At 42.7% G+C, this 12,170-nt stretch carries 7 protein-coding genes; all 7 read right to left on the reverse strand.

What is annotated here, in order from left to right; all coding sequences use genetic code 11:
• Positions 1–389 precede the first annotated feature (389 nt).
• Complete coding sequence (locus DDR33_RS14845) at positions 390–2,318, reverse strand: RagB/SusD family nutrient uptake outer membrane protein (RefSeq protein WP_109416599.1); 1,929 nt, start codon at positions 2,316–2,318, stop codon at positions 390–392.
• Between the two features lie 12 nt (positions 2,319–2,330).
• Positions 2,331–5,777 (reverse strand): TonB-dependent receptor, encoded by a 3,447-nt coding sequence (locus DDR33_RS14850; protein ID WP_202913750.1) that lies wholly within the window; start codon positions 5,775–5,777, stop codon positions 2,331–2,333.
• A gap of 173 nt (positions 5,778–5,950) precedes the next feature.
• Entirely contained in the window at positions 5,951–7,120 is a 1,170-nt protein-coding gene (locus tag DDR33_RS14855; RefSeq protein ID WP_109416600.1) for a FecR family protein, read from the reverse strand.
• 255 nt (positions 7,121–7,375) lie between these two features.
• On the reverse strand, positions 7,376–7,957 hold the full coding sequence (locus DDR33_RS14860; RefSeq protein ID WP_109416601.1) for an RNA polymerase sigma factor: 582 nt from the start codon (positions 7,955–7,957) through the stop codon (positions 7,376–7,378).
• Between the two features lie 584 nt (positions 7,958–8,541).
• The gene (locus tag DDR33_RS14865; protein WP_146198777.1) at positions 8,542–9,030 is read right to left on the reverse strand and encodes a hypothetical protein; all 489 of its coding nucleotides are present in this window, start codon (positions 9,028–9,030) and stop codon (positions 8,542–8,544) included.
• A 276-nt stretch (positions 9,031–9,306) separates the two neighbouring features.
• Positions 9,307–10,263: a hypothetical protein gene (locus DDR33_RS14870; protein WP_109416603.1), complete on the reverse strand. Its 957-nt coding sequence runs from the start codon at positions 10,261–10,263 to the stop codon at positions 9,307–9,309.
• Between the two features lie 32 nt (positions 10,264–10,295).
• Positions 10,296–12,161 carry a RagB/SusD family nutrient uptake outer membrane protein gene (locus DDR33_RS14875; protein WP_238387815.1) on the reverse strand — a complete coding sequence of 622 codons (1,866 nt, stop codon included), beginning with the start codon at positions 12,159–12,161 and terminating at the stop codon, positions 10,296–10,298.
• Positions 12,162–12,170 lie beyond the last annotated feature (9 nt).

Below are 12,170 nucleotides of genomic sequence, written 5' to 3' on the forward strand. Positions count from 1 at the left end.
CTATGACCGGAAGGGCTTTTAACCAGGCGCTGTCGGAGCGGCGGTAGCCTTCTTTCATGAACTGATCGGTCTGTGCCTTAATTTCTGCCGGAATATCGGGGTACTGCGCGTGGGCGGAGCCTATGATGCCCGCAAGTAACGGAACTAAAAAAATCCTTCTCTTCATCGTTCAAAATATACTATAACCGGAATATGTGTGTTTCCTGATCAATCAAAATGATATATCATTTCAAGCTGCCGGTTTTCTGGTTAGAATCTAAGCAATTCAAAGATGCAATAAGAACGATTATTTTTTTTGTATTATTTTCTCATGGTGATGTAGGATATTAGCAAGGGAAAGAGGCAGATACTTAAACGAAAAAGCCGCCCGTTTGGCGGCCTTTTCATTTCTACCATTCCGGGTTTTGCACCAAAGTAGGACTTCGCTGCAGCTCCGTATACATGATAGGGAATAGATAATGTTTAGTTGAAAATACTCTCTCCTCCACACAAAACCGCTCCATTTTATATTTTACGCCACTGATTACAATCTTACCGTCATCGGCCTGCACAGGCTTCATGCCATTAATCATTCGCTGGCACTTAGGATAAGCCCCGTTATTGTCTTTCCAGTAGTTTTGAGATCTTTCAGTATTCGATGATCCCGCTCCTTTCCAAACAGTCTCTTTAGCAGTTTCAACGACATTATTTGGTTCCAGATATAATCTGCATACCCATGGCCTCTTATCTTCATAGAAGAACTCCACACGGCGTTCCCGTTTTATATAATCTCTCATTACGGCTGCATCCATTTTAGCAGAAGGAGGCATCGGGAGCATAAAAGAGCGGGCTCTCACCTTATTGATCATATCATAGATCTCCTGGTTGGGGCCACTGCTTTCATTGACCGCCTCGCAGTAGATATATATAAACTCAGGTAACCGCCAGACAGGAGGACAATTGATATCAAAGCTTCCGCTTTTGTTGTAGGCTTCTTTCTGGAACTTCCGTAAATAATATCCCGTGGTTGTGGCATTCGTTGCACCTACTTTGTCTGATCCGGTAGCGGTATTCACAGTTTTTTTATTGTTACTGTTGTCCCGGTAAGGAGCTCCATGATAAATGATATCACGGTAAAAACGGGGATCGCGACGAAGATAAGGGTTAGCATCATCATATCCGGCGGTTCTGGCTGCAGCAGAGTAAACAGGATAACCATATCCGTCAGGAGCCATATATTCATACTCATCCACCTGCTCCTGCACTGGCTGCTGGCGCGAAGACCCGCTTCTGCTCGGAGGGTAAATATCACCCTGCCATGCCTGGTTCTTATCCCTGGCAAGAAAAAATATCGCCTCGTTTTCAAACGCATTCATGTCATAATACATATCCCACAGGCGCGCGTAAACAGTAGAGTTATTCAGGTCCTGGTTATTATTGTCCTTAAAATCCGTCTGATCATGCCTTTCGTACAAACTATACCTTGTCCTTCCCTCCACCTGAAAATTAATCACAGCAGCGGCCGCATCCTTTGCCGCCGTCCAGCGTTTCACATCATAAGTATATTCACTTTCAAACTGACGGGTTCCTGTATATCCGAATTTATCTTTCGCTCCATTGTAGAGAGGAGTAGCGCCGATCCACCTGGCAACTGCGATCAGGGCTAAACAGGCTCCTTTTTCTACCCTTCCAAAATTGATATTTGATTGCCCGTAAAATCCAGGCACTCTGTTGTAAGCTTCATTCGCATCAGCAACGATCTTTTCAATGACTGCATGTACCGACTCCTTTTTGAACTGCATCGGGTCGTCACTCTTAATCACCTTATCTATATAGGGAACCTCACCATACAACCTCAAAAGCAGCAAGTGGAAATAAGCCCTCAAAAAATAAACTTCACCGATCCTGCATTGCAGGTCGCCCGGCTGAAGCGGATTATCCGGAGTCTGGTATTTTTCGACGCCCTCAAGGATGACGTTTGTATGCCTGATACTGGTATACAGTCCTTCCCAAAACTGCCCGTTGTTATTACCCGGTATCGAGTTAGGGTTCCAGGCGCCCGTGTTGTAATTATTCGTGATATTCCCCTCTACTGTAGATCCTTCACACTCATCGGTTATGGCTGATGACGAAAAATGAGTGAAGAATACCAGCGGGCTGTTCGCCTTCCTGGCCCGGTAATAAGCTTCACTCACCAGCTTGTCGACTTTCTCATAACGGGAGAATACCTGTTGTTCCGTTATCTGGTCGTCCGGCTCCCTGTCAAGGAAACTATCGTTACATGCAAAAACACATAACATCGTAATAATGAATCCAGCCGTATATATTGCACTTTTCATGTCGTATGTACTTTAGAATGTTACGTTAACCCCAAAATTGTATATCTTCTGAATCGGGTACCAGGCACCCCAGCCGTCTCCGGTTTCAGGATCTATATCTGCACTATCCAGGCCGTCCCAGGTGATCAGGTTGAGGCCCTGTGCATAGATTCTCACCTGCTGGAGGCCTGCAGCTTTTGTAAGGCGCCGGGGAAGGATATAGCCGACTTCCATATTTTTCAACCGCAAATACTTCGCATCATACAAAAACAAACTGCTCCTGTCGTTTTTATTGTTGTCGTGGGTGCCCATATGCAGAGCAGGATACGTAGCTGTCGAAGCAGTCTCCGGTGTCCACCTGTTAAGATGCATACCTTTAACTTTGCCTATTTTATCCTGGTCATACTGGGGAAAATCCCAGGCAGCCGCTCCTGACAACAGTATAGATGTATTAGCAGCACCCTGGAAGAGGAAGCTGAGATCGAAATTTTTATACTGTACACCCAAAGGTATTCCGAATTGGATCTCCGGACTCCGGGGATGTCCCATTGAGGTCCGGTCATTATCATCGATCACCCCGTCGTTGTTCAGATCTTTGTAAACAGCATCTCCGGGAATGAGAGTTCCCCAGGTCTGGTAGCCACTTTGGTTGAGTTTAGAAGCTTCCGCGTCATCCGATACAAAATGATCAAAGACGTACACATAATTAAGTCCCAGGCTCTTTCCGGTTTCCTGACGCCAGCCATCCTGCCTCGGTATTTCATTCATGTAGATGAGCCTATTCCTGGCGAACGTAAAATTGGGTTTAATGTAGTACCTGAAGTCTTTACCGATCTTATCATCCCATGAGAGGTCAAAGTCGATACCCCGGTTTCTCACCTTTCCGAGATTTACATACGGAGCACCTTTACCCACCACCGAAGGGAAGCCGACCTTATTATTTCCATCATTCAGGTTGGTAATAATATCATACCTGTCTTCATTGAAAACATCAATCGTGGTACTCAACCGGTTGTTAAAGAAGACCGCATCCAGTCCGATATTAGTCTTCTTCGCCTTTTCCCAGGTAATAATTTCATTTGGCAGGCGCCCTTCCACCATACCCGTACTACTGCTGCCAAAGTTCTGACCAAAGTAGAAGGAATGGTCGGTCGTATTGTAGTAAGAAAGGTAAGCAAACCTGTCGCCCGCGATCTTATCACTACCCACCAAACCATAAGATCCCCTGATCTTTAACTGATCCAGCCAGCCTTTTGAAGACTCCATGAAACTTTCTTTGCTGATGATCCAGCCAAGTGAGGCAGCAGGAAAAAATCCGTACCGTTTATCCGGAGCAAAGTTTTCAGATCCATTATAGCCAAAGTTGAACTCCGCGAGATATTTCTCGTCATAGTAATAGGACGCCCTGCCGGTAATACCCTGGTAACAATAGGCAATATCCTTATCTGAAGTCCTGAGAGAACGGTTGAGAAGTACCATTCCCGAAACTTCATGAAGCTCATCAAAGGTCCTGGCATAATCAGCCCTGAACTGGTAATACGTTTTACTTACATGAGCATTTGTACTAAGATCGTTGCGAAGGGTCTGATCGATCACATATTTATTACCATTCTGATAAGCTCCATCATAATGTCCAGGCTCCATATAAACGTCTGCTCCGCTCGCAGGCACAAATGTGGCGTAACCGGGATACTGTGCATAACCTTCCGAGTAGTATTCGACATCTCTTCTTAACCACCGTCCTTCCGAGGCATCGTATGAAAATGAAGCTTCAACCTTCAGCCCTTTTGTAATAAAATCAAGGTTATGACCAAGGGCAAAGGTTCCATCCAGGTATGTATTCTTTTCATTCTGGTAACCGGTCCTGCTTAACTCGCCCAGGACATTCAGCCTGTTGATATTATTCCCATACAGCATTCCGTAAGGATTATTTACCTGGTAAGCGGCATTCGCCGCATTCCCGTTATTTTCCAGTGTGATAGGAAGATAGGAAGGCTGCGTAATAGCCAGGGTAATTACCTTCCCGGCAGACGTTCCCGGTGATGTCCGGTCTGTAATACGCGCGCCAAGGTCCAGGCGCGCCCAAAATCTCTCTGTAATATTAATATCAATGTTCGATCTGAAATTATACCGTTCAAACTTAGATTCCACATCCGCATTCGCGTCGTTGATATGTTTAAAGTTTCCTCCCTGGTTAAAGAGATTTCCCAAAACATAATAGCGGGCCTTGTCAGTCCCCCCTCTGATCGAAAGAGAGTAATCCTGTTGCGTAGAGGTTTTGAAGATATAATCAAAATAGTCCCAGTTATATCCCAATCCATCTGAATTATCCCCTTTAGCCATCCTGAACTTATCAATAGCATCCTGGGAAAATAGTTTAAGAGCTGATACGTCGGATCCATTCATCTTCGCATCATTTATTTTCGCCTCATTGTACAGCATAGCGTAGTCGGCCGACCCGAGGTATTTTGGAAATTTTACGGGATTGTTATACCCACTGGCCAGCTTGAAATTGACTGTTGCTTTTTCCGCAGCCTGCCCGCGCTTGGTAGAGATTACGATAACACCATTGGCTCCCCTGATGCCATAAGCGGCAGTTGCCGACGCATCTTTCAGTATAGTAAACGTCTCGATTTCGTCGGCAGACAGATAGCTCATATCCCGTTCAACCCCATCTATAATAACAATAGGCGATTGATCCCCATACGTTGCTTTCCCCCTGATGAAAATCTCACTCTTATCTACCCCCACTTCTCCACCTTTATACTGATTGGCGATCAGTCCGGGTAAGCGGCCTGCCAGGGCGTTGTTTACATTGGCCGTTGGACTCTGCTGCAGATCTTTGGTGGTAATGGTAGCAACCGATCCGACAAGGGTCTCTTTCCTTTGCTTGTTATAGCCCACCACCACTACTTCCTGCAGTGCCCGGGAATCTTCTACCATGTACACCTTTACCTGCTTCTTTCCCTGTAACGGCATTTCAGAAGGCTGAAAACCCACGTATGAGAATACCAGTATAGCTTCAGCATAGGGCACCTCTATGGTGAATTTCCCGTTGGCGTCTGTAACAGATCCGAGCTGCGTCCCCTTCACCCTGACGGTAACCCCGATAAGCGCTTCACCATATGTCCGGTCATAGACAGTACCAGTAATTCTGACAGGAGGCGAGGCTATATCAGGCGGATTAACGCCTTTATATACTACGACAGTCTTATCATCAATCACATAACTTAATGACTGATCCTTGAAACATGCTTTCAAAACAACTTCCAGCGGTATATTTTTAGCGTGAATATCCACTGGAACCGTTTCCTCCAGCATTTCCGAATTGTAGATAAAATTATATCCCGTTTGTTTGTGCAGGATATTGAATACATCTTCCAGGGAAGCTTTATTCACTTTAACAGTAACACTCTGGGCTCTCGTTACTGCTGAAGCCTGCAATAAGGTTCCTGCGATTAACAGTATTATGAGCTTCATAATAATCAGCGGCTTAAAAAAAGGCAAAGCAATCCCCTTGCATTTAAATTCAATGTTGATTTTGTACATTTGGATGTTAAGTAAAATGCGTGAAAAACTTTTCTTGACAATTGCCTCAGGCAACCGATCGGGTATGTTGGTAGCATCCCGATCTTTTTTGATTGGTTGTATTCTTATTTCATAACAGTTATTCTCCTTCCATCAATTTTAAAGTGAATTGTATTGGTTAACTCGAGTTTTTTCAGCACCATCTGAAGATCTGAATACCGGGACACCGTACCACCGAACCGCATTGTTTTCAGCCCGCTTTCATATGTGATCTCAACATCATACCACCTCGCTATTTTATTCATAATGGTATGTATATCTTCATTATCAAACTGAAACAAGCCATTCTTCCAGGCCATGACATTCTCTGTGTCAACATTCTTTACTTTCAGTTCACTCTGCCTGACAATAGCCTGCTGGCCCGGAAGGAGTATTTTAGACTCCCCTGTATTGACCAAATTGACACGGACACTTCCTTCCAGCAGCGTTGTCTTACCAGTAAGTTCGTCCTCATAAGAATTGATATTGAAATGGGTTCCCAGAACTTCCACAAGCTGCTTTTTACAAGCTACTTTAAATGGCATCTGCCTGTTGCCGGTAACCTCAAAATAAGCTTCACCTTCCAGCTCCACTTTCCGTTCATTCCCACTGAAGGCCAGAGGATATCTCAGCGTAGATGCTGAATTCAGCCAGACTTTGGTTCCGTCCGGCAGGTCAATTTGATAAATTCCTCCTCTTGGCGTCTGCATCGTATTAAAATTTTTCGCTGCAGCTTCAGCATTATCTGAAATTGCCCGGTAAACAATTTGCCCGTCGCTGGCTTGCGAAATCTCAACGCCCGTCTGTCTGACAATGGTTCCTCCTGATCTACCGTCGAGAATGACCTTTGATCCGTCAGACAGTATCAGCACCGCCTTCTTGCTTCCGTAAGTAATTGGATGATTAGCAGGATGCGTTTTCTGGACGAAGCTGGTAGCCGCCGGCCAGCGAAGTGCGAAGTACAAGCCTGCTGAAAAAATGATCAGTACAGATGCGGCCGCAACTATCCGGGACAAACTGTATAATTTGAAAGATTGGCTTCCCGTCTTGCGGGTAGTATTATTTAATCTCTTCCAGATCTCCTTTTCCAACAGCTGCTTTTCGTTCTCTAAAAGCTCATCCATACCATTATCTGCACTTTCAAAAAAGTCATAATACTGATCCAGAAAGCGTTTTTCAGATTCCAGCGCTTTTCCGGATATCACTTTCCGGGCAATTCTTTGCAGATATTTATTGGTGTAATAAGATCTTCTCATTTGTCATTTCTTTTTTCATCAGTTAGTATCACCTCTTTAGGGATGCCAGGATTAGAACTATCTGCGATCTTTTTGGCTGCACTGGCTTAATTTCTTTTCTGCTGCTTATTATGCTAAAAGGTTTTAATGCTTGTTTTATAGATAGTCTGAAAACAAAGAAAAAGTCCCAAAACTATTTTTACTTTTTTTGAGAGAGGGGACGGAAGGCAAAAGAACCAGGCATAAAACGAACCATCCGAGAAGGTTTGCTCTGAATTATTTAAAGTATGAATACAGGATCATGACAACACTGAGGTAATGCCCAATATAGCTCTGCAGATCGCGCAGGGATGTTGCCAATTGATTTTGAACTGTTTTTTGGGATATGTTCAACAGGACGCTGATTTCTTTCGTGGTTAAATTTTCCATATACCGCAATTGAAAAATCTTACGCCGCTTTTCCGGCAGTGTCTCTATCCAGAGCGAAACAAGATGTTCCAGCTCACTATACTGGAACCAGGCATCTGCTGTTAAAGATGATGCAGCCATATTCTCGAAGGGCTCAACAAAATGAGGGCTCATCCGGCCCTTAGTCATCAGGCTATATATCTTGTATCTAACCGCAGTGTGAAGATAAGGTGACAGGTTTTCGATATCCTTCTTATTACTTTGGTTCCATAGATCAGCAAAAACATCATGAACAATGTCTTTACAGGTTTCTTTGTCCCTCAAACGCTTGCAGGCTACCTTATAGGAGGATTCCCAGTTTCGCTTATAGAGCTCTTCAAAAGCGCGATGATCCTGTACTTTCAATAGCATTAAAAGCTCTTTTTCATCTAACTGCTTATAATTAGACATAAATCTGGTGATGCGAATATTTTTTAAAAAAACTAAATTTCTATCACTTTTTATAATGTCTTCTCAAGTTATAGTTATCAGAAAAATTGATGTGATATAAGCGGTCAGAAGGTATAAAATCTGTTCCTGATACATCTGTCAGGAGATAAAGTTCGCTGGAACCAGGATATTGGCAGACGGCCTCTGTTCATCCCCGCTGTGTCACGTAGCGTTCATTTTTCTACGATTTTGCCGAACGTGTCCGCACGAGGGGGCGGCCGAGTCTCGAACCAGCTCACCAGCGGTCCCGACTGGTTCCGCACGAGGGCCTCACTGGCACTTAGAAAGAGGCTAAAGACGGTACGTCCCCCTACTCTCTGATCAAAATATTCATTAGCTGATTGCCAGCACCAAAGCCTATTAATACAGGTACACTAACTGAAAAGACAGGCAGTTTCGCACTTCCAGACGATTTTGATACTGAACAACTTAAAATGCCTTAATTTAAATAAAATTCATTGAATGCTTGATTAGAGAGCAATAGTCTAATACTATGCAATCAAATATTTCCGCCATTTCTTCAAGGTTATCAGAAAATATCGTTATTATTCCTCTATCTTTTTTTCTCTAGTATAAATAGAGACTGTTTTCAGTCCACCTCTCAAAACGCCATCGCCAACATCAATTCTGAGTTTGATGATTTTTTTGTTCGGCACAACTGAAATCTCTAGCATTCCATACACTCTTTCCTTACATTTAAAACACCCTGGTCTATAAGCTGGCGTCCAACTTGTTTTTTTGAAATAATTAATGATGTTTAAAAGCAAACTTTCATCATTCCAGCTTTCCCCATATATTTTCCCGTCTTTAGAGATTTCGAATCCATAGTTGTAAACTTGATAATCATCATCATCCCGAAGCTTACGATATAATTCTTTAACTCCTTCGTCATGGCTCCAGAATTTAGTAAAGCCAGCCTGATCCGTAAACTTAGGCCAAACTAATTTTGCAGGATACACTTTGTATCCCGATTGCCCAACGTTTTGATATCCAAAATTCAGCAATAGAACAACAGCAGTTAAAACGTTAATCATTTTACAATTTTGATTGGTGTCGTTGAACTTGTTGATAAAGAAATTGAACGCAAAGTAGTTTGCCCTCCATCGGGCAAAGCCCCTTTTTTCGTAATCCAGATTTGCTTTCAATTTAGGATAAGTACATCAAAAGCATTTTTTAGTAAAGTGCCAGATATATTTAAGTATACTCTTGCAAAATGAATTTAGAAGAAAATAGAACAAATACGCAGGCAAAACAAGGTAATTTAATAAGAAGAGGCTACATTGTGCAGCCTCTTCCAGAACTTTAGCTATTTATTTCTGCACTTTCACACTAATATCCAAATAGGGCTTCTCTTCCAAGTCCTTAGTCAAAGAATTTATATAGATTGCGCCGTATTTACCTTCCGCAGTCAGAAAATAGATCAGGTTTCCGCTTGCCAAATTTGTTGTTGTCTGTTTAAGATTAATAGCGCTACCTGCCTTTGCTGCGGTCTCGATCGATTTTGCAGACACTAGTGTAGTGTTAAAGATAGTGAGCCCTCCACTAGCTGGAGACTTAAAAAGTGTTGCCTTTTTTTGCCAGGTACTAATGTCATAAACGCCTAAAGGATTTGGGGTAACATTTAACGCGTAAATATTATACCTATATTCAACTGTATTAGTGGTGGTATTGATCGTCCATGTCCTGTATAACCCAAAGTCTATATCTGCAGAGTTTTCTTTCCCGCTTGTATAGCTGAATACTTCCCCCCTTTGTATTGAAAAGTAACAGGGAGCTACCCGGGTGGCTGTATCAGGTGTATAAAGCCTTCTATTGGGATAATGAATATAGCTCGGTCTGACTTCTATTGTAACAGATTTGCCACCATCTCCCATATAATAGTTCTTCTTGTTCATGGGATAGATTCTATAACTGGTTTTGCCGTCCCGCAACATTGTTAATGTAACCCGTCCGGAATATTCTCTTCTTTTGGTTTCATCGGTTATAGAAGTGGAGGTCCGTTGCGGCTCAGTTCTGCTTCCTTCAGATTTTTCAACAACAATATAATACATATCCTCTTTTGCAGAGGTAATAGTATAATCAATATACACCACGTCTCCGTCATTTACCAGTTTGTAATCAGTTACACTCAGGGGATCATCGCCATGAAATGTCACTGAAACATCTGTAAACATGTTAAAAATATTCTCTGATTCCTTTTTGCAGGATGTTGCAATAAGCATAGCTATTACAGAGATGTAAAGCAACAATATATTTTTACGTTTCATTTTTCTTCAATTGAGTATGCAACATTATAAAACTAGTCAGCAAGTGGATCAAATGTACCGCCGGACCAGCCAATAGTGGGTTGTATATTTACGCCGGTATTCACAAAATCATCATGAAAAGTATAGAAATAATGAAATTCAGGAATGTTATATGGCTGATATCCCGATGGGGTGACAATAACTTTACTGAAGTATTTACTATAAACAGAACGATCTTCAATATTAATTGTCTCTCTGAATCTTTGGCCGGTAGAAGGATTAACAATATTCTCTAATTCAGTTTTATAGTTTGAGTTTGTTAACCTGATTTCAATCGTAGTCAAACTACCGCTTAATAAATGCATTCTGCGTGTCCTGCGCAAGTCAGCATTGCGCTTATGCTCAAATGCAAATTCGATCATCCGCTCATTTATAATCAAATCGCGCATTTTTACCTGATCGGATGCAGCACCTAATCCGTAATCATTACCAGCAGTTCCTTGTTCAATACCGGCCCTTACTCTTATTTTCCGAACCATATCTTTAGCGAGTGCCAGATTACCGGTTTCGTTAGCGCATTCTGCATAATTCAAAATCACCTCCGCAAATCTCATTTCAATCCAATCCATTCCGCTTCCCCCAATGTTGCTTGAATATGCTACCGATGAAGTCGGAAGTGAGGGTGTAGTAAAACGCTTGCAGTATACCCCCATTAGCGTTCCCTCGTTGATGGCGCCAACATAAGTCCATTGTTTCCTGGTTGAATTTCCGCTCAACGGCCACTCACCTCCATTATAGGCTATTGTCGCCTTAAACCTAGGATCCCTGTTTTGCCAAAACATTAAATCGTCATATGGGTAGGCACTCTGGCCTATCTTATTGCCGTCCGCCATTGGATAGGCATTCAACAACAGAGTAGTAGCTCGATAACCATTATGCGGTGAGCCACCTTCAGAGCTCGGCCTGGATCTTCTCTCGCCATCGTGGCCCCGTCTCTCTATTGTACTGCTATAAGTGCGCACCATAATAACTTCCTTATTGGCTGTACCCTCCGTTTGAAAGATAGTTGAATAATTCGGATGCAGTTCCCGACCAGAGGCCAAACATAGATTGTAAGCTTCTTCGTTTGCCTTAAGAGCCTCATCCCATCTCCCAGCCTCGTTATTAGGATTGAATTGTGGACTTGCCCAATACAGAAGGACTTTAGCTTTTAAGCAGGTCGCCGCTAATTTTGTCAACTTCCCTCTACCGTTTTCATCTTGCCACTCAATGTTATTTAGTTTATTGATAGCAGAGTCTAAATCCGTTATAATTGCCTGGAAGCACTCCCTGGCGCTAGCTCTTCCGCTAACTTGAATATTTTCGGGATCCTGGGGTTCCAGTACAAGAGGAACACCGCCATATACCTTCACCAGATCAAAATATACCATTGCTCTCAAAGCATGGTATTGCCCTAAGATAGCTTTCTTTGAAGATTCAGGCATAGTCCCTTGCGGGATAAACTTAATAGCATTATTACAGCGGGAGATATCTAAATATTTATTGTTACCGGCATTGAAACCATATTTATTCCCCACAAACCGGACGTCATTATTGCCAAGTACTCCTTGTAACCCTAATGCAGCCCTGGTATACTGATCAGAAGTTGGAAAATAATTCTCATCACTTGCATAATGAACACCAACACGGCCTCCGGCGGTCTCTGAATTATTATCCTGGAAGGGAAACTGAGGCATTACCACCTCGTATGTTCTATTCAGATGCAGCTGAACAGCCCCTTCTGTACTCCAAATTGCAGCATCCATTCCGCCTCTATCTCTCAATTCGAAAAACTCATCCTTATTTATACATGCTGTGAATGAAAGTGCTGCTAATGTATATACTAAATACCTTCTCACAGTTTGTTTATATCTTCTCATCACTCAAAA

This window comes from Pararcticibacter amylolyticus, from assembly GCF_003130405.1.
Lineage (GTDB): Bacteria > Bacteroidota > Bacteroidia > Sphingobacteriales > Sphingobacteriaceae > Arcticibacter > Arcticibacter amylolyticus.